Origin of the sequence: Marinifilum fragile JCM 15579, assembly GCF_001310955.1 — a bacterium.
Classification (GTDB): Bacteria; Bacteroidota; Bacteroidia; order Bacteroidales; family Marinifilaceae; genus Marinifilum; species Marinifilum fragile.
The window spans coordinates 42,414-63,452 of the sequence record NZ_BAZX01000025.1; the positions used below are offsets into that span (position 1 = coordinate 42,414).

The window sequence follows — 21,039 nt, forward strand, 5'->3', positions numbered from 1 at the left end:
TATTAATGATTGCTAAATATACCATATTTTTATAATTTGCAAGTTATTAACATTAAAAAAGCTAAAGAGAGTCATAAAAAAAAACCTTTCTGTCATTCAGAAAGGTTTTAAATTTTTTTAGCCAATTTCAAGCATTCTTTGAATGGATGTTATTGCTTTTCTTGATATTTCTTCAGGAACTTTTACTTCATATTTTTCTTCCTGTAATGCTTCCAGTACCCCTTGAAGTTTTACCCTTTTCATAGAACCACAGATGGTTTTTGGATGAATAAGAATAAATTCTTTATCAGGATTTGCTTTCTGCAATTGGTGCAGGGTACCTAATTCTGTTGCAATAATAAACTGCTTTTTATTTGATTCTGCTGCATGTTTAATAATTCCAGCTGTAGAATAAAAGAATGCATTTGGCATGTTTAAAATTTCATCATCATTGGCACAATTGCTCTCTGGATGAATCAGGATATCTGCTTCTGGATATTGATTAGCCATATCAACAATCATATTGCTATTAATTCTTTCATGAACGCAACAATCACCATCCCACAAATCCATCTCAATTCCGGTTTTCTTTATAATGTAAGCACCAAGATTCTTATCAGGAGTAAAGAAGATTTTTTTGTCTTTTCCTAAGTGTTCTACTACCTGAATTGCATTAGATGAGGTACAGCAATAATCGGTTTCAGCCTTTACTTCAGCAGTTGTGTTTACATATGAAACGACCAATCCGTTAGGGTTTTTAGCTTTCCAATCTTGAATGTCTTTACCAGTAATGCTTTCAGCAAGTGAACATCCACACTTTTGAGCTGGAATTAGAACTTTCTTATTGGGAGATATTACAGAAGCTGTTTCTGCCATAAAATGTACTCCGCAAAATACAATAATATCGGCTGTAGTATTTCCTGCCTCACGGGCCAAGCCCAATGAATCACCAATATAATCTGCTATATCTTGTACTTCAGGATGTGTATAATAATGAGCAAGAACAATTGCATTCTTTGCCTTTTTCAACTCCTCTATCTGTCTTATAATTTCTTTATTTTCCATTTTAGGAAACTTCTTTCTAATTAAACTATAGAATAATATTTTGACTGATATCCAGTGCTTTTACTGAGTGTGTCAGTGCTCCAATAGATATAAAATCTACACCTGTTTCAGCAACACCTTTTAATCTTTCCAAATTCATATTTCCAGAAGCTTCTGTTTTGGCTTTACCATTTACAAGTTGTACGGCTTCTGTTATGGCTTCATTGCTCATATTGTCTAGCATGATAATGTCAGCACCTGCACTTAAAGCTTCTTGTACCTCCTTAATATTGGTAGTTTCTACTTCTACTTTAATATGATTTGGTATTGACTTTCTAATTTGTTCAACCGCAGGAGCAATTCCTCCAGCTACTTTAATATGATTGTCTTTGATCATTACCAAATCGTACAATCCGATTCTGTGATTGGTTCCACCACCTGTTTTTACAGAATATTTGTCTAAGGTTCGAAGTCCTGGTACCGTTTTTCGAGTATCTAAAATCTGTACATTGGTGTGCTTTACTTCGGCAACGTACTTTGCTGTTTCGCTAGCAATGCCCGACATTCTTTGCATCAAGTTCAGAGCTAATCTTTCACCTGTAAGCAATGCTCTAAAACTTCCTTGCATCTCAACAATCACCTGTCCTTTTTCAATGGTATCACCATCTTGTACCAATGGTTTCCAAATTAAGTTTGGGTCTAATTTTTTGAAAACTTTTTCAGCGATTGGTAATCCTGCAATTACACCATCCGCTTTTGCAGTCATACTTGCCTTTGCAACCGAATTCTCGGGTATCAAATTATTGGTTGTGATATCGCCATCGCCAATATCTTCGCGAAAAGCATGTTCGATTATATATTCTAATTCCTGAATATTCAATCCTGTTTCTTCCATTTGAATGAAATGATATTATTCTGATTTTATTTCTACTGGCACAAAAGTAAGCTCTTTATTTAATTGTTGCACCGAGTGAGCAAGAAAGTCTTCATTTTCGTTACTAAAATCTTCACGATAATGACCTCCACGACTTTCTTTACGAGCCAAAGCAGCATTTGTGACTAAAGAACAAACATTGATAAGATTTTGCATACGAATGCTGTAATATTCATTAGTTTTAAATGGGAATGTAGATTTTATTTCATCTAGTAAATCTAAAACTTCTTGTAAATGTTGAGCTGTCCTAACGATTCCCACCTTAGTATTCATAGCTATGGCTATTGCATTAACATGGTTTAAAAACAAATCAGATAAGTCATCATTAACAGATATACCTTTTTGATTTGAATTTGATGGAGTAAAGTGGGGTTGTTTTTGAGCGTGTTGAATGGCTCGTTTTCCAAAAACCAAACATTCCAAAAGCGAATTTGATGCCAATCGATTGGCACCCATTACTCCTGTAGATGCTAACTCCCCACAGGCATAAAGATTATTAATATTAGTTTTTCCGTTATTATCGGTTTTAACTCCACCAACTGTATAATGCGCTGCGGGAGCAATTGGAATTTTATCTAAAAAATCAGCTCCTGATTCTTTACATTTTGCATATATCGAAGGGAATCGTTTCTTCAGTTTTTCACCATTTAAGTGTTTTAAACTAAGAGTTACATAATTATCTCCAAATTTCTGCATTTCATTAAAAATGGAACGTGCCACGATATCGCGGGGAGCCAGTTCTGCCAATTCATGAATCTTAGGCATAAATCTTTCTCCTTTAGAATTGACTAAATAAGCACCTTCACCTCTAACAGCTTCACTAATTAAAAAAGTGTGGCCACTTTGAGAATAAAACGAACTTGGATGAAACTGAATGAATTCCATATCAGTAATTTCTGCACCCGCATTATAAGCTAAAGCAATTCCATCTCCAACTGTTGTTTCCGGGTTGGTAGTACGCTGATATACTGCTGAAGCTCCTCCTAATGTTAATATGGTTGATTTTGCGTGAATGCAGAGATTGGAATTTTCATTTGGGTTAAAACTTTTCGCCCCCAAACATTGTTGTTTTTCAACCAAAAGTTCATAAACCATTTGGTTTTCGAAGATTTTAATCGAAGAAGTGTGTAATACTTTCTGGATCAGAAACCTTACCAATTCTTTTCCAGTAGAATCTCCACCTGCGTGCAATACTCTTCTTCTGTGATGTCCACCTTCTAAAGCTAAAGATAGTTCACCATCTTCTGTATCGAACTGCATTCCAAGATCAATTAAATCCTTGATTCGTTCCGGACCTTCATTCACCAATATATCAACAGGGGTATAATCACACAAACCTCTCCCTGCGGTAAGCGTATCCTGTAAATGCAATTGAGGATAATCGTCAGAATTGGTTACGGCAGCTATACCTCCTTGAGCATAGTATGAATTACTAACATCTATTTTTGATTTGGTTACTATCGCAACAGAGCCGTATTGTGAGGCTTCGAATGCTGAATACAATCCTGCAAGTCCACTTCCAATTACTAAGAAATCGAATTGTTTGTGTAACATTTTAGAAAAATCTTGGTTCGTGCGAAAATAGCTATTTTCCTGCTATCAGTTATAAAATTGGAGAAAAAATACTGCGAGAATATTAATTCTAGTTGAATTTCAGAAAAAAAGGTGACAATATTGCCACCTTTATTCTAACCTATATTGGTAATTAATTCAGTTCGGAAAGCAAACTGCGAACCTTAGATACAGAATCTACTTTATACTTGGCTGCAGTATGTTTTAAGCTACTTTAATTGTAACGGATGATTCGGGTAATTCTCTAAACATGTATTCATCTGTCCAATCATCGCCAATAGCCAAAACAAAGTCAAAGTTCTGATTTTGTAGGAACTGTAGAGATGCCATTCCCTTATTGATCCCACCACTTTTCACTTCAATAACTTTGTTGCCTTCTAATATTTCAAGATTGTGATTGGCAATCATGGTTGTTAATTCATCTTTCAGCTCATTAGCTCTAAGTTCACCTTGTTCAGGTTCAGCTTTTCTAAAATGCCATACCAACGAATAATTTTTCTCCTCAATAAAAGAACCAGGAGTTCGATCAACAAAAGTTTCAAGAATAGGGCGAATACTAGGTTTCCAGGTATCATTGGCATTGGCGAGCATTTTCCAATCCTTACCATGTTTTTTTATCCACACACCATGTTCAACAATCAAATTGATGTTGTGTCCTGCGAACCAAGATTCCAAACTTTCTCTATCGCGTCCGCTAATAATCGTTATTACATTTTTAGGATCTTCTTCTAGCTTATACAGAATGTTGTGTAATTCTTCATCAGGTTTTGCATCGTTAGGATTTTTCTTGAATCCGGTTAATGTTCCATCGTAGTCAAGGAAAATAGATCTTTTTTTCGCATCTGCGTATTCAGTTTTAATGCTCTCTAAAATGGAAGAGCTTACCTTTTTTGCATATATTGAACTTTGTAGTTTCTCAACTTTTCGTAACGATTTTACAAATTCAGATGACCATTTGAAAACATCATAACGTTTGATTCTGTCTTGCAAATAAATCATTCGTTCACGTTGTTCATCAAGAGGCATGGTTAAAGCCTGATATATACTTTGAGCAATTTCGCCTGTATTGTTCGGATTGATCATTAGAGCTTCTCCCATTTCTTTGGATACGCCCGCCATTTCACTCAAAATAATAACACCTGTTCTGTTTGTTCTGGATGCCACATATTCCTTGGCTACCAAATTCATTCCATCCCTTACAGGAGTAACCAGTGCTACATCACAAGAGCTATAAAGCTCAATAAGATTTTCGAATGGCATAGAGCGATAAAAATACCAAACAGGCGTATAATTAATACTACCAAATCTACCATTTACATTGCCCACCAATTCGTCAACCTCACGTTTTAGGTTGATGTAATGTTCTACAGTACCTCTGGAAGGTACAGCCAACATGATTAAAGTTACTTTTCCAATAAACTCAGGGTACTCTTCCAAAAATTTAGCAAATGCCTGCAGGCGATTGGGAATTCCTTTCGAATAATCCAGTCGATCAATTGACAAAATCAGCTTTCTGTCCGGAGAAACAAGGAAATATTTCTCTAGTTCGCGATGTAGTTTCGATTTTTCCTGTAATGGTTTTTGAAAAGTTTGTGTGGCAGCATCTCTAAATTTGTCATAGTCGATTCCCATTGGAAAAGAATCAACAATGATGATTCTATCTTCAATATGAATTTCATTAAAAGATATTTCATAACCCATTAGTCTTCGAACGCTGCTAAAGAAGTGTCTTTGATAATCGAATGTGTGAAAACCAATTAAATCGGCCCCCAGCATTCCATGAATCAATTCTTTTCGCCACGGAAGAATTCTGAATACTTCGAAAGATGGGAACGGAATATGCAAAAAGAATCCAACTGTTACTCCAGGTTTTTTAGACTTAATCATTTCCGGAACCAAAAGAAGTTGGTAATCATGAATCCAAATGGTGTCCCCTTCTTCAAGAGTTTCAAGTGCTTTGTCTGCAAATTTCTGATTCACCTTTACAAATGCCTCCCAAAGCTTTGATCATAATCGATGTATTGAGCAAAGTAGTGGAACAATGGCCAAATGGTACGGTTGCTAAAACCATCGTAGTATAAGTCTATTTCTTCTTTTGATAGGTGAACAGATATACAATCTTCTCCCTTAAGTTTTTCATCAATATTGGCCTTTAATTCATCGTTTAAATCATCATTTGGCAATCCAGGCCATCCAATCCACTTGCCATTATATTCTTTATATACCGATCTCATGCCAGTAGCCAGGCCACCTACGCTGGGTATGAGATCAATATTGTCGTTTTCTACGTTAATACTTACAGGAAGCCTGTTGGAGACAATGTGAATTCTATTCATAAAATGTGGTTTTTATTTTGGTAGAAATGTTATAAATATTCGTGAAAAATCTCTATTTTCCGAATCATATCTAACGCAAACAATTAAAATTTAACAATTACTTAATCTTGATATTATTTCTATGATATCAATTTTATTTCCTTAAGTATTTGATTGTTTGTGTGTTTTGTGTCGTTGTGGATTTGTCAATCTCAAATGAATAGACAAATCATATATTGTTAAGCTCTAAAATAGTGATTTTTTATGAAGAATTTAAATTATGGAGTAATTGGTAACTGTCGAAGTGCAGCTTTAATATCAGAAAAAGGATCATTGGATTGGGTTTGTTTGCCTCAATTCGACTCTTCATCGGCATTTGCTAAGATTTTGGATCAGGAGATAGGAGGGAGTTTTGAAATTATCCCAGAAAATTTGTTAGAAATAAAACAAGAATACGGATCTAAAACCAATATATTAAAAACAAGGTTTGAATGTGTAGATGGTGTATTTGAGGTATTGGATTTTATGCCAAGATTTCTGACCGATAATAAAGAATATTACGCACCACCTGATGTGATACGTTTTTTTAGATTAGTATATGGAAAGCCAACTTTTAGACTAAAATATGATCCTAAATTGGATTATGCGCGAAATCACACGGAGAACATTATTTCAGAGGAAGGATTTATAAAATCTTTTACTACAAAAGGCAATTATGATTCGCTTTATCTGTATTCCAGTTTTAAGAATAAAGATATACTGGATAGGGAATTGATTTGCTTAGAGAAAAATGAATTTTGCCTGATCAGTTATAATCAAAAACTTTTAGAGCAAGACATTGAGCGTGTTTATGTAAAATTACAACGTACAAAAACCTATTGGCTGAACTGGAGTGAGAAAACAAAAATATTACCGGAATACAATGAACAGGTTACCAGAAGCGCATTGGTTTTAAAGTTGCTAAGTTATCAGAAAAGTGGGGCGGTATTGGCTGCTCTTACAACTTCGCTTCCGGAAACCATTGGAGAGATTCGGAATTGGGATTATCGCTTTTGCTGGATTCGTGACGGTTCCATGATGGTGAAAATATTAACTCAGCTAGGACATTATAATGTTGCCAAACGTTATTTAAATTTCATAATGGATATTATTCCTGAAAAAAATGAAAAGATTCAAATTATGTATGGCATTAATGGGGAAAAGAAACTCTCCGAATTTGAATTAGATCATTTATCAGGTTATGAGGGATCTAAGCCAGTTAGAGTTGGAAATGCGGCATACAAACAGAAGCAAAATGACATTTACGGTATTCTTTTGGATCTGATTCATCAGCATTTTGAAATGTTCGAAACATCGCTGGAGCATAGCGAGGAGTTGTGGACTATTGTAAGAAGCATTGTTAAGGTGGTTGAAGAAAACTGGAAAAAACCAGATAGAGGTATTTGGGAGATTCGAGGGAGAAGCCTGCATTTTACATTTAGCAAGGTAATGTGTTGGGTGGCTTTCGATCGTGCTGTTAAAATTGCCAGTTTATTGCAGCGAGATTATTATGTGACTAAATGGAAGGTGTTAAGACACTCGGTTAAAGATGATATTATGAAGAAAGCCTGGAGCGAAAAGAAACAGGCATTTACACAGTATTATGGATCAGAAGATATGGATGCTTCGGTTTTATTAATGGAAACCTATGGATTTATTGATGCCAAGGATGAGAAGTTTAAGTCTACCGTTTTGACCATTCAAAAAGAGTTGGAGCACGATGGGTTAATGTATCGATATAAGAACCAGGATGATTTTGGAACACCTAAATCGGCTTTTACCATTTGTTCATTTTGGCTGATCAATAGTTTGTTTAAAATTGGTAAGAAAAAAGAAGCAAAGGAAAAATTCGAGAAACTTCTGGCTTATTCGAACCACTTAGGCTTATTTGCTGAAGACATTGATTTTGCGAGCAAACGCTTGTTAGGAAACTTTCCCCAGGCATATTCACATTTGGCTATTATAGAAACGGCTCTCAATTTTTCAAATTTTAAAGTTGATGATGACGAGAATTTGCTTGATCAGTTGACAAGTTAGATAGAGTAATTTATAGAAAAACAGCATCCTGTCAGAGTAATGACTTGATGCTGTTTATTTTTTCGTCTTTAGTCTGTTTTTCTACTTCACCAAAAGCTTTCCTTTATAAATTTTCTCGCCTGAAAGATTAATGATATGAACTCCTGGCTTCAATTGTTCTCTGTTTATAATTACGTTATTTCCGGTTATGTTTTCAATAATACGCACTATTTTACCAGTGGCATCAATAACAATTAATCTGTATTTTTGGTTGTCTTTATTAGGAAATTCTAGTTTGCTTTTTTCTACCATGGGGTTAGGATAGATTAGAAGATCTTCATTTGAATTATTAGCAATGTCATTATCAATACCAACCGGCTGAGCACCAACTATTATAGCTGTTGTGATGGTTTGTGTATCTTCTCCAATAGGATTTGCAACTGTTAGGCTAACACTATAAGTTCCTTCTTGATTGTACTTTATATTTGTCGGATTCTTCGCTGTTGAATTTGCGGGTGTTCCTCCTTCAAAACTCCAATTCCAACTATTAATTCCATCACCAATTGATCGGCTAATAAAATTGGTGGATTCGTTTACTTGTAGTTGAGTTTTTTCGATGCCGATGAGGGCTTTTGGGGTAGAATTACTAAAATCAATATTTCCGGTAAAAGCACCATTTCCATGCGTTCCTATAGCTATAAAACCATCTCGCCTGCTTTTAACCATTGCCGAGATAGTTGTTCCTATTAAATTCTCAGCTTCTTGGTTCCAAATGGTTGAATTAGAATTTAAGTTATCAGTTTTGTACAGGCCTGTGCTTGTGCCTGCAAAATAAAGAGTCGCAGTAGGTGTTGGCATAGTGGATACGGAACGAATCGAAGGGCCATCACCTTGAGGATTTCCATTTTCTTCCAAATTTCCACTAACCGCTGTCCAACTAGCGCCTTTATCGGTAGAGTGATATATGCTTTCTATTTTGTAATTGGAGAATGCCACCATCACTTCATCTCCATTTAAAGGATTTACAGCTATCGATATCACATTACCTTCTGGCATGTTGGAACCTGTGATTTCTATTCTTTCTGCATTACTTGAGTTGGCGTTGTCAATTCTGAATACTTTCCCATCGCTGGTTCCATAGTAGAGCATGTTGGCAGGTAGGTAGATGTAGTAAGTGCACTAATTGTTCCTGTAACCTCTGAAAATGTTAATTTTTCCCAATTTACAGTAGCTTTATCGTTGCTAAATTTTGGAATTTCAAAAATGTCAAGGTTTCTCCAGATAAATTGACCTGCTGCATAATACATCAGTTTGTAGTTGTTGGCATCAATCACAAAAGGATTGATAAACAGTTGTCCTTCTGCATTATCAGGATCTATCCTTGTATAGTAATAGTTATTTTCATCGTATACATTATCCTCTAAATAGGTTGTTCCATTTTGGGATGAGGATATAATTGTATTGCCATTATTCGTAATGCTACAAAAACTTCCATCTCCTGATCCCCAACTTATCCAATCAGTTGTTGCATTGGCATTATCGGCCACCCAGGTTCCGTTGTCCTGAAATCCTGAAATAAGGGTGGTTCTGTCAACATTATCATGATCAATTGCAATGGTATAAGATTGTGTAGTTAAATATCCATTGTTTAGATATTCCCAATCTACAGGCTTATTGTTTTCTGGTGTATTTTCATTGTCATCTTCAATTCCAGAATCATTGGTCTGCATAAAATTATTGGTAATGCTAATGCCTCCATCGTGACCACATAATAAAGTATTGGCATCAATGAATGTTAAGGCGTGCAAATCAGCATGATGATTGTCGTATTGACTCACATCATTTTCAGTTGCGTATCCACCAATCCAATACGTGTTAGAATTGTTGGTAATCCCATCGCTAACGGGTGACGCCTTAGTAGCAAATGCATCGTTAGAGCGAAACAGATTAGTTCCACCGATAAATACAACATTTTCATCTGATGGTGACACTTTAATCAGCATATTGTACGAGTTTTGAGAATTGTAACCATTTACGTCACGATCACCATCACCTCTTATTGGTAGGTTTTGTGAACGATCTTCCCAATTTGCAGGAATTGTTTCAGTGGCATCATAAGTCAATTTCCAAAAACTATGGTCTTGAAATCCATCACCGCTTGTTCTTGCCAGTAAATAAACAATATCCTTGCTTGTATTGCTGGGGGCATGCGCCAAAACAATTCGGTCATAAGATGCAGGAAAATTATCGGGGCTTACGTTTTCCCAGCTTATAGACCCACTAGCTTTTCGCCAGATACCTCCATTTTTATCTCCTCCAGAACTAATACTTGCATATTTTGTACCATCAGGCGTGCAAATCACATCAGTGTATGGAGCGTAGTTAGGATCAGCAGTATTAAATGACTCCAGTTCACGAGTCCATGTTGTACCACCGTTCTTCGAAATATAAATTGCACCATATGTAGCAGCATATACATCTCCATTATTAGGGTCTACACATATATTCCAACAGATGTCGAAAAAACGATCGAATGAAGCAAAAGTATTTTCGGCCGTATTTGGTAAAAGTTCCCAACTATCGCCATTATTTGTAGATTTAAATATTCCGTTTCCAGCGTAGAATGCTCCATCTTTGCTCGCACTGCCTAAATATTCTCCTGTTGTATAGTACCAAATGTTTTGAGAACCTATTCTTGGGTCCTGCGCGATTGCAGTAACGCTTGGGTGTTCATCCAAGTCAGTTGTCCTAATCCAGGAAACACCTCTATCTGTCGATTTCCACATTCCTCCAGTGACGCCGCCTGCCAATATTGTATTTCCAGATGCATCGCTGATATCAATCGCCAAAGCTCTTGTTCTACCTCCAACATTACGTGGTCCACTAGTTTGATAAATAACTTCATCAGCTTTTAACTTGCTTTGTAATTTTGATTTGGCAGAAAGCACATATCTTTTTTCCAAGAGTTTGATGTTGTTTGGAATTTTCCCTGTTAAAGGGTTTTTGAGTTGATTAAATTCAAACTCTTTTCTTCTTATAGGATCATCTGCAAAATTATATTTCCCAGCTTTACGATCAGCAATTTTTGATAATTTGCTTTTGTTTACACTTCTGTTGGTAAGATTTTGGAATGTTGTCTCCGTGATGATTAGATTTTTAACTTCTGATATTACTTTCTCTTCTGACGGTTTCAGGTTGTTTTGAGCGTGTAAAGTACAACAGAATATAGAGATCGTTATAACGATTAATAAATTCTTCATTTTATGTAGTGTTTATTCTGTACTCAAAGAACTAGGTGAAGTTCAACTATCAAATATTAGTATTACTTAGCAAAAACAGTTTGTCAGTGAAAGTATAAGAGGAATAGGAAGAAGTCTTAGTTAGTAGAATTTTTATTTAATTTCAATAAGTTTCAAGTATAAATTATTATTCATTGTAGTCACTTGCGAAATGACACATGACATTGTTTTGTGATTTTTAATTTCTTTTAATTGTTTGTCGGATAATTTCAATACAATTTCTTGATTTACATGAAAAGAGGGGGTGAATCCAGCACCATATCCGTGTACTTTAAGAACTTTTGTTTTAATTGTATTGGTATTCAAGGAATCATCTGTTATTGTAACAGTTAAGAAACAAGTAGAAGGTGCAATTTGTTGAACCTTTTTGTCTTTTTTTTCATGATTAGATACTGGGACTGGAGTTTTAGGATCTGATGTTTGTTTAGCAGTATTACATCCTAAAAGAATAATTGCAAATAAAAAAATAAGATATAAGTTCTTCATGATCTATTTTTTAACAGAATGGATATAAGTTACAAAAAAGATTGCATTTTCTGGAATGGTAATTTTAAATGTTGATTTATATGAATTTAAGATGGGGAATTGCCTGATGTATTTATTTGATTAAATAGAGAGAAGGAGTAGGTTTAAACGATGAATGAAAGAATAATTCAATTGTACAATATTTATATTGCTTATATATTCTTTATTGAAATTTTATATATCCTGTATTGTTATTATATTTATTTCCTCTTAAAAAAAAGATTTAATGCAATTATTATAATATTAATATTTAGTTGAATTTGAAACTTATTAAAATACATCTATGAAAACTCTAATCGTAAATTTAGTATTAATAATGCTACTCTTTGGATGTGCAACAAAAAACAAGTTGAATGGGAATGTATCCGAAAGTGATCAAGTTACTTATCAACAGGTTGCTAAAGATAAGTTTGGAGAAGAAGTTGAGTTTAAATTTAATTCTAACAAAAACTATGTGATTTGTGAGAAAGTAAATTCGAAATCACAACCTAATCCAAATCAAATAAAAGAGTTTTTTGTATACGATATTATCAATGGAGTTACTATTTATGAAGATAAAGTTGCCAATGCAAAGATCGAATGGTATAACGAAACACAACTTTTAATTACCAAGCAAAGAGGATACATTACAAATGAAGAAGATACAGGTAGATGGACCTATATATTTGATTTGATAACAAAGAAAAAAATAACCGAAACAGTTAAGACAAAGAAATAGCTATTTAACCAATTAATTAACCAAATCACTAACTAACTTTAAAAGTTTATGAAAAAATTTTATTATCTACTTACGGGTGGACTAGTTATTTTATCGATGCTTGTGGTAACCAATTATATCAAGCAGGATAAAAAACAATTTTCCAGTAATGATTTTACACCTAAAGAGTTTTGGCAAAAACAATTTCAGAAAAAAAAGGAAAAAAGGAAAGTAGGCTATAGCAAGGCAGATAAACCTGATATGTATAGTAAGTACTTTAAAGCTATTACAACTCGAATTGGTGAAGAGAAGTCTGGCTATGAAATGAATTACAAAACAAAAGAACTTCAAAAAGCGCGTAAATATAGATTGAAAGTTAAGAGCTCTGAAGCTCCTTTAAATTTTGTATCAAGAGGTCCAGCTAATGTAGGAGGACGTACGCGAGCTATAATAGTTGATCCTGATGATTCAAATAAAAATACTTGGTTTGCAGGGAGTGCAACAGGTGGCATTTGGAAAACTACAGATGCAGCTGAAAATTGGACTAACTTATCGAATGATTTGACAAATTTATCAGTCAATGCATTGGCAATGGCTGAGTCAAACCATAATATTATATATGCAGGTACAGGAGAAAGTTTTCCGGGAAGTGCTCAGAATTTGGGAAATGGAATTTGGAAATCAGAAGATAGAGGAGAAAGCTGGAGCCAGTTAGCAAGTACTGCAGCGGATGAGAAATTTGGATACATTAACCGTCTATTTGTGAATCCAATTAATGCTAACATTGTTATTGCAGCAACTGAAAAGGGAATTTTCAAATCGGTTGATGGAGGTACTGCTTGGACCCAGGTTTATGAGAGTGTAAACGGTGTTGAGGACTTATCTGCATTTCCTGCAGCGAGGGATACAATTTTTGCAGGAGAAAATGGAAAAGGAGTTTTACGAACTATTGATGGAGGAGAAAATTGGCAAGTATTATCAAAAGGGCTAGCTACTGGTGATCGTTATGAAGTTGCGGTTTCTCCGGTTAATAGAGATTTTGTTTATGTAAGTGTGGATATTTCAGATAAAGAATCTCATGTTTACTTTTCGCAAGATAATGCAAACAACTGGTCTAAATTCAATGATGGCCAAAACTTTCTGGGAGGTCAGGGAGGATATGACAATACTATAGCGGCTCATCCATTTATTGATAGTGTTGTATTTGTTGCTGGTGTTGATATGTGGCAACTTGCTTTTAACAAGACTCCATCGGAATTAAATGCAGCTGTTAAATCTGCCTATAATGAAAATGCAAACTTTCTGTCATTTGTTGATTTTGGTGGAAGTCATTTAGACGGTGGTTTAAAAACGGATGCAGGATCCAATGTGCTAGCTACAGATTGGACTTCTGTAGAGGTTAGATTTGGTCCAGGACTAAGTCAGAAAGCACATCGTTTTACTGTTCCAGATAAAGAAACTTCAGGAGTTGCAGATGCAGAATATACTTATGCAGATTACGTTGATGTACCTTTTGAGGTATGGGATATTACCCACAATAAGCAGTTGATGGTTTCTTTTCGAGATCAAGAGAAAGATGGCAAGTTTAATCTGTACACTCGAAATGGCGAAAGTGATGCTTATGGTGATTTAGGTAGAGAGTACATATATATTAATGCTATAGAGTACAATGCAAATGCAGCTAATGCAAGTGTTGCAGTAAATGGAGGTCATGTACAAAAGGCTCTTTATATGATTTGGGCAGAGCTAAAAGCTGGTTCAACTTGGGATGATAAAAATCTTCCTAATTCGAAAATTATAATCGAGTATGGAGGAATAGAAGTGTATGATGGGAAGAAAACCAGTGTTGCGGATGCGTATGGAAATTATGGCGGATCAAATGGATATGATCAAGGTGCTGGATTTGGAGAAACAAAGATTCCAGGTTTACATCCCGACCATCATAATATCACTATAATTCCAATGGATGGTGAGAGTTTCCGAATTGTAAATGGTAATGATGGTGGTATTGGAGTATCAGAAGATAATGGTAAAACTTTTACCCAAAAGCCAAATAATTATATTACCACTCAGTTTTATGGTGTAGCTAAAAATCCTAATGCAAATGAGTATATTGGAGGGATGCAGGATAATGGAACATGGCAGTCAAAATCTGGAGAAGATGCTTCTTCAAATACGAAATACAATTTCCGTTTGGGAGGAGATGGTTTTGAATGTTTATGGCATAGTGAAGATCCAAAAAAATTATTAGGAAGTATTTACTATAATGCCATCTATAAATCATTAAATGGAGGTGAAAGTTGGGCTTCAGTAAACGGAATTACTGAAGATGATGGTCCGTTTTTAACAAAGCTATCAGCTTCTAAAGGAAATCCTGACGTTGTTTTCGCTGTAGCTAAAAATGGAGTTTATAAGTCAACTGACTTTGGAGCGAATTGGACTCTTAAGAATATTGATGATGCATGGCAAGGTGTAACCAGTCAACACAATGTCGAGGTATCACTAGCTGATCCAAAGATTGTTTGGGGAGGTGCAGCAATGTTACGAAGTGGTAGTTATAAAATCTTTGTTTCAGAAGATGAGGGAGAAACTTTTAAAGGTGTAAATGCATATTCTGAGAGAGATATGCTAGCTTATATTAGCGGTATTTCTACGCATCCAAGTGAACCAAATACAGCTTATTTAATGTTTTCTATCAGTAAGTCTCCAAAAATACTTAGAACAAAGGATCTTGGTCAAACTTGGGAAGATATTACAGGATTTGGAGCATTAGGTACTGTAAGTTCAAACGGATTTCCTGATGTAGTAACTCATTGTATGTTGGTTATGCCGCATGATACCAAAACGTTGTGGGCAGGTACAGAAATTGGAGTTTTTGAGTCTAATGACGATGGTGTTTCATGGCATATGCTAGAAGGAAATTTACCTCCAGTTTCAATTTACGATATGCAGGTGGTAGGAAATCAGGTTGTTCTTGCAACTCATGGTAGAGGTATTTGGAGTGTAGATATTACTGATATAGACCGTATTCCAGTAATTACTGAATTGGTAGAGGTAAAAGATAAGGTTGTTCATCTTAACATGAATGTTAAAGTTGACTATGATAGCTTGGAAATTTATGTGAATAATACCTTGAATATGAAAATAGATAGTCCTGAATTAGGGGAACAGTCATTCGAAGTAACTGTTGATCAAACAGGATCTTATAAGTCATATGTATTGGGTTATATAGATGGAAGCGCTTTAAAGTCAAACGAAGAGGAAATTAGCATAAAAGACAAAATTCCTGTTGTTAATGATTTCTTTTTGATAGATGATAATAAGCTACTTTTAAAAGCTCAATTGCCAGTAGGATATGATAAAATTGAAGTTTATTTGAATGATGAACTTTATGAGACTGTTAATAGTAGTCCAATTGGGGTTGCTAATTACGCTATCAGTTTTGAAGAGTCAGGAAAATATAAGGCTTATATTATTGGATATAAATTTGACTCTCAATTTCATTCTAATTCACTGGAAATTGATGTTATTGCTACAGGAATAGATGATAATCTTGACAAGACAACTAATGAGTTCAAAATATACCCTAATCCTTGTAGAGGTGAATTTAAGCTTGCATTAGGAAATGCAGCTAAGGAGTTTAAGATTGAAATCTTCGATTTAAGTGGTAAGAAAGTATTTTCAAAACAAAACAGTAATGCTGGAGAAAATACAATAAGAATCGAATCATTAGAATCTGGATTGTATATCGTTAGAGTACAAGCAGGAAATGAAGTTTATTCAGGTAAGATTAAGGTAGTTCGATAGTATCTTCCAAGGAAAATTATAATGCTTTTAGCCTCAGGTATGGTTTACCTGAGGCTTTTTTATTGAACTTTAGATTCGAACAAATAGTAGGGTGGTATGCATTTGTATATACTTTATTGATTGAGACGAAAAAAGCCTCTGCATTTGCAGAGGCTTTTAAGAATATTTTAAATGAGATTATTTATTTTCAATAATCCAGTTTTTAGCATTTACAAAAGCTTCAACCCATGGAGTCAATTCGTCTTCTATGCGATTTTCATTATAATATGCCCAGTTCCAAGGATAAGTTGCACGCTCCAAGTGAGGCATCATTGCAAGGTGACGACCATCTTTTGATGAAATTGCAGCAGTTGCAAATGGAGATCCGTTTGGATTAGCAGGATACTGATCGTAAGCATACTTCATTGGAATATTGTACTCTTCTTTTCCGTATGGAAGATCGAATTTTCCTTCTCCGTGAGCTACCCAAATACCCATCTTGCTTCCTGATAAGCTAGAAAGCATCACAGAGTTGTTTTCAGGGATCTCAACGCTAACAAATCCCGATTCGAATTTGTGTGAGTTGTTATGAAGTAGTTTAGGATGTTTTTCGTGCTCTGGATAGATCAATCCTAGCTCAGAGATCAACTGACAACCGTTACATACACCCAAACTTAAGGTATCTGGTCTGCTGTAGAAGTTGTCAAGAGCAGCTTTTGCTTTCTCATTGTAAAGGAATGCTCCAGCCCAACCTTTTGCCGATCCAAGAACATCTGAGTTAGAAAACCCACCAACAAATACGATCATGTTGACATCGGTCAAATCTTCACGACCTGAAATCAAATCCGTCATGTGAATATCTTTCACATCCATTCCTGCCAAGTGCATGATCCAAGCCATTTCTCGATCACCATTCACACCTTTTTCACGGATGATAGCTGCTTTTACACCTGACATGTCTTTTCTCTTAGGATCGATTCCGTATTGTGAGAATTTACCGGTAAAGTTCTCAGGGAACTTGTAGGTTAACTCATTCTTTTTGTAGCTTTCGAATCTTTCCAAAGCCAATTCTTTACCAGACTGGTTTCTATCTAACAGATAGGAAGTCTTGTACCAAAGGTCACGAAGGCTTACAATATCTAAATTAAATGATTGTTCATCTTTAGCAAGCTTAAGGATTCCAGCCTCAGCAGGAGAACCAATTACGTGGAAACGTAGTCCTTTATCAGCTAAAGCTTTGCTTACAGCATCTTTGTCTTTTACCTGGAAAATAACACCTGGATTCTCGCTGAAAAGTACTTTAATTAAGTCTTTCTCTTGAATAGAGCTTAAATCGATGTTTGCACCAAGCTTGTTGTCAGCAAAACACATTTCCAATAGAGCAGTAATCATACCACCAGCAGAAATATCGTGACCAGCCAATACTTTTCCGTCAAGGATTAATTGTTGTAGTGTTTCAAATGCTTTTACAAAGTAATCAGCATCGGTAACATCAGGAGTTTGTTTACCCAATTTGTTAACAATCTGAGCAAAACTACTACCTCCCAATTGGAAGTTATCTTTAGAGAAATCAAGGTAAACCAAGTGAGAATCTTGATCATTTTTCATTACTGGAGAAATCATTTTATTGATATCGATGATTTCACCAACAGTAGAAATGATAACGGTTCCAGGAGAGTAAACAACATCGTCTTTTCCATATTTTTGAGTCATGGAAAGCGAGTCTTTACCAGTTGGAATGTTGATTCCTAATTTAATTGCAAAATCGCTGATTGATTCAACTGCATTGTACAAACGCGCATCTTCTCCAGGATTTTTACAAGGCCACATCCAGTTTGCTGAAAGCGAAATACCTTTCAAACCTTTCTCAATTGGTGCCCATACCATGTTGGTTAACGATTCAGCAACCGACAAACGGCTACCATTTTTAGAATCAACCAAGGCAGCTACAGGAGTGTGTCCAATTGAGGTAGCAATACCTTTTTCGCCTTGGAAATCGATAGCTACAGCACCAAGGTTGTTTAGTGGCAATTGCAGAGGACCAGCACATTGCTGCATTGCAATTTTACCTGTTACCGAACGGTCAACTTTGTTGGTTAACCAGTCTTTACAAGCTACTGCCTCTAACTGAAGAACATCTTCAAGATACTCTTCGAACTTATTAATATCGTATGAAACAGCTTCGAATCCTTCGTTTACAGTCTCATCTTGCATGATCGTTTTTGGTGGTTTACCAAACATTTCAGAAAGTGCAAGATCAATTGGATTCTTACCTGTTTTCTTATCTTCAAAAGTAAATCTCATATCACCAGTTGTTTCACCAATCTGATAGATAGGAGCGCGCTCTCTTTCGGCAATTTTAGTCAAAAGCTCAACATCTTTTTCCTTCATTACCAATCCCATTCTTTCTTGCGATTCGTTTCCTACAATTTCTTTTGCAGATAGAGTAGGATCACCCACAGGAAGAGCATTTAAGTCAATTTTTCCACCAGTTTCTTCAACCAATTCCGAAAGACAATTCAAGTGTCCGCCAGCGCCGTGGTCGTGGATAGAGATGATTGGGTTCTCATCAGCCTCGGCCATTGCACGAATTGCATTGCAAACTCTCTTCTGCATCTCAGGATTGGAACGCTGAACAGCATTCAATTCGATTGAATTGTCAAATTCTCCGGTAGCAACCGAAGAAACGGCTCCACCGCCCATTCCGATACGGTAGTTGTCTCCACCAAGAAGAACAACTTTATCACCTTTCTGCGGAACATCTTTTTGTGCTTGTTCTAAACGACCATATCCAATACCTCCGGCTTGCATGATTACTTTGTCGTAACCATATTTCTTGTTGTTTTCGAAGTGCTCGAAGGTAAGAACTGAACCAACAATTAAAGGTTGTCCGAATTTGTTACCAAAATCAGAAGCCCCATTTGATGCTTTAATAAGGATCTCTTCAGGAGTTTGGTACAACCAATTTCTTGCTTCAGTTGCGTTTTCCCACTTACGTGATGCTTCCAATCTTGGGTAAGAAGTCATATAAACTGCAGTACCTGCCATTGGAATAGCAGCCTTACCACCAGCAATTCTGTCACGAATTTCACCTCCGGTACCAGTTGCAGCACCATTAAATGGTTCTACTGTAGTGGGGAAATTGTGAGTTTCCGCCTTAAGCGAAATTACTGTATCGATGTTTTTTGTATAGAAAAAGTCTGCTTTGTCGTGTGAATGCGGAGCAAATTGCTCAGCTTTAGGTCCTTCAAGGAAGGCACAATTGTCTTTGTATGCAGATATGATTCTATTGTGATTTTCTTTAGAGGTCTTTTTAATTAATTGGAATAATGAAGATTCTTTTTCTTCGCCATCAATTATGAAGGTACCATTAAAGATTTTATGACGACAGTGTTCTGAGTTTACTTGAGAGAATCCAAACACCTCAGAATCTGTTAATTTTCTGCCAATTTTTTCTGAAACATCATTCAAGTAAGAAATTTCCTCAGAGCTTAATGCTAAACCTTCTTGTTGATTGTATTCTTCAATATTATCAATGTAAACGATTGGATCTGGTTGCTTATCAATGGTATAAACTTCTTGGTTAAGTCCTTTATACATTGACTGAAGCATAGGATCAAAATCCGCTTTTTCGGAATCAACGAGTATGTATTGCTCTATTCTTAGCAAACCATCAATTCCCATGTTTTGAGTGATTTCTACAGCGTTTGTACTCCAAGGAGTAATCATTTCTTTTCTTGGACCCACAAAAATTCCATCAAGTGTGTCTTGATCTAATTTTTCTGCATTACCAAACAGCCATGATAGCTTGTCAAGATCTAATCCATTCAATTGGTTTGTTGTCTGGACAACAAAGTGCACTTCGTCTTTTTTGAAGAATAAAATCATCTTAAAGTCAACTTATAAATTTATAAAATTGGTTGAATGTTGTTTCAAAGTGCAAATATAAATAAAAGACTTGCATTATTGCCTTTATTTATCTGATGATTTAATTGAATCATCAAGAATAATTTTCTGCTTGGCAAGCAAATAAATATTGTAGGAGTTCTCTTACAACAAATTGTTAAAACAGACCAAAAATTTTAGGCAATCTATTATGCCGTAGAGATATGTTTTGTAATAGTAAAATTTTTGTCCGCTATTTTGAAAAAAACATTTTCCTTTGGAGTGCAATTCAAAAATGACGTTTATTTCTGCAAAGGTTTTCGAAGAAAATATATGAAATCGTTACCGTGATACTTGAATTCTAATGTTATTTTGTTGAAATTCAGCAAATAGAAAACTTTCTTGAGATGAATCGAGAACATGTTGAAAAACAACTTTATTAATGTTCAAGATCATTGACCAAAATTTTTTGATTAGATATTTTTGTCCAAAATAAATTTTTAAAAATTAACTAGTATGAAACCAACGCATATTGAACATATCGGTATCGCTGTAAAAAGCTTAGAAGAAGCAATTCCATTTTATGAAAAAGTATTGGGATTGGAGTGTTACGCAATTGAAGAAGTTGTTGATCAGAAGGTGAAGACTGCTTTTTTTAAAGTTGGAGACGTAAAAATCGAATTGTTGGAGTCTACAGATCCAGAAGGACCAATTGGAAAATTTGTAGAGAAAACTGGCGGTGGTATGCACCATTTGGCTTTTGCTGTTGAAGATGTACAAGAAGCGTTGAATGATGTTCAGGAAGCTGGATGCCAAGTGATCGATAAAGCTCCTCGTGGTGGTGCTGAAGGTTTGAAGATTGGATTTTTACATCCAAAATCAACCATGAGAGTATTGACTGAGCTTTGTGGTGACAAATAAAAACACATAATTACATAAAAACTCAAT

General features: G+C 35.4%; 11 protein-coding genes and 1 pseudogene. 4 read left to right on the forward strand and 8 right to left on the reverse strand.

Annotated features, from left to right (window positions below; genetic code table 11):
- Positions 1-117: 117 nt before the first annotated feature.
- The 4 genes and pseudogenes from nadA to JCM15579_RS15600 all read right to left on the reverse strand — a co-directional run bounded on the left by nadA (position 118) and on the right by JCM15579_RS15600 (position 5,865).
- Positions 118-1,044, reverse strand: coding sequence for a quinolinate synthase NadA (gene nadA / locus JCM15579_RS15585; protein WP_054721447.1), 927 nt, complete (start codon positions 1,042-1,044; stop codon positions 118-120).
- 25 nt (positions 1,045-1,069) lie between these two features.
- The gene (gene nadC / locus JCM15579_RS15590) at positions 1,070-1,918 is read right to left on the reverse strand and encodes a carboxylating nicotinate-nucleotide diphosphorylase (RefSeq protein ID WP_054721448.1); all 849 of its coding nucleotides are present in this window, start codon (positions 1,916-1,918) and stop codon (positions 1,070-1,072) included.
- Positions 1,919-1,933: 15 nt separating this feature from the next.
- Positions 1,934-3,511 carry an L-aspartate oxidase gene (gene nadB / locus JCM15579_RS15595; RefSeq protein WP_054721450.1) on the reverse strand — a complete coding sequence of 526 codons (1,578 nt, stop codon included), beginning with the start codon at positions 3,509-3,511 and terminating at the stop codon, positions 1,934-1,936.
- 222 nt (positions 3,512-3,733) lie between these two features.
- Positions 3,734-5,865 (reverse strand): annotated as a pseudogene (locus JCM15579_RS15600) (bifunctional alpha,alpha-trehalose-phosphate synthase (UDP-forming)/trehalose-phosphatase).
- 243 nt (positions 5,866-6,108) lie between these two features.
- On the opposite strand from JCM15579_RS15600, the gene JCM15579_RS15605 reads away from it, so the two are divergent.
- A complete protein-coding gene (locus JCM15579_RS15605; RefSeq protein ID WP_054721452.1) occupies positions 6,109-7,920 on the forward strand; it encodes a glycoside hydrolase family 15 protein in 1,812 nt (603 codons plus the stop codon).
- Positions 7,921-8,001: 81 nt separating this feature from the next.
- Here the strand turns inward: JCM15579_RS15605 and JCM15579_RS15610 are convergent, their stop codons facing one another.
- The 3 genes from JCM15579_RS15610 to JCM15579_RS15620 form a co-directional block, all read right to left on the reverse strand.
- The gene (locus tag JCM15579_RS15610) at positions 8,002-9,048 is read right to left on the reverse strand and encodes a PKD domain-containing protein (RefSeq protein WP_054721454.1); all 1,047 of its coding nucleotides are present in this window, start codon (positions 9,046-9,048) and stop codon (positions 8,002-8,004) included.
- Complete coding sequence (locus tag JCM15579_RS15615; protein ID WP_054721455.1) at positions 8,973-11,159, reverse strand: beta propeller repeat protein; 2,187 nt, start codon at positions 11,157-11,159, stop codon at positions 8,973-8,975. Before JCM15579_RS15615 ends, JCM15579_RS15610 begins: the two co-directional genes overlap by 76 nt.
- 132 nt (positions 11,160-11,291) lie before the next feature.
- Complete coding sequence (locus JCM15579_RS15620; RefSeq protein ID WP_054721457.1) at positions 11,292-11,684, reverse strand: hypothetical protein; 393 nt, start codon at positions 11,682-11,684, stop codon at positions 11,292-11,294.
- A gap of 322 nt (positions 11,685-12,006) precedes the next feature.
- Between JCM15579_RS15620 and JCM15579_RS15625 the strand changes: the two genes are divergently transcribed.
- Both JCM15579_RS15625 and JCM15579_RS15630 read left to right on the forward strand, forming a co-directional pair.
- Positions 12,007-12,441 (forward strand): hypothetical protein, encoded by a 435-nt coding sequence (locus JCM15579_RS15625; RefSeq protein ID WP_054721459.1) that lies wholly within the window; start codon positions 12,007-12,009, stop codon positions 12,439-12,441.
- 48 nt (positions 12,442-12,489) lie between these two features.
- Entirely contained in the window at positions 12,490-16,227 is a 3,738-nt protein-coding gene (locus tag JCM15579_RS15630; RefSeq protein ID WP_054721461.1) for a T9SS type A sorting domain-containing protein, read from the forward strand.
- A 177-nt stretch (positions 16,228-16,404) separates the two neighbouring features.
- On the opposite strand, the gene purL is transcribed toward JCM15579_RS15630, so the two are convergent.
- Positions 16,405-20,094, reverse strand: a complete 3,690-nt coding sequence (purL, locus tag JCM15579_RS15635; protein ID WP_054721463.1) for a phosphoribosylformylglycinamidine synthase — start codon at positions 20,092-20,094, stop codon at positions 16,405-16,407.
- A 513-nt stretch (positions 20,095-20,607) separates the two neighbouring features.
- Here purL and mce point away from each other — a divergent pair.
- On the forward strand, positions 20,608-21,012 hold the full coding sequence (gene mce, locus JCM15579_RS15640; protein WP_054721465.1) for a methylmalonyl-CoA epimerase: 405 nt from the start codon (positions 20,608-20,610) through the stop codon (positions 21,010-21,012).
- Positions 21,013-21,039: the final 27 nt, after the last annotated feature.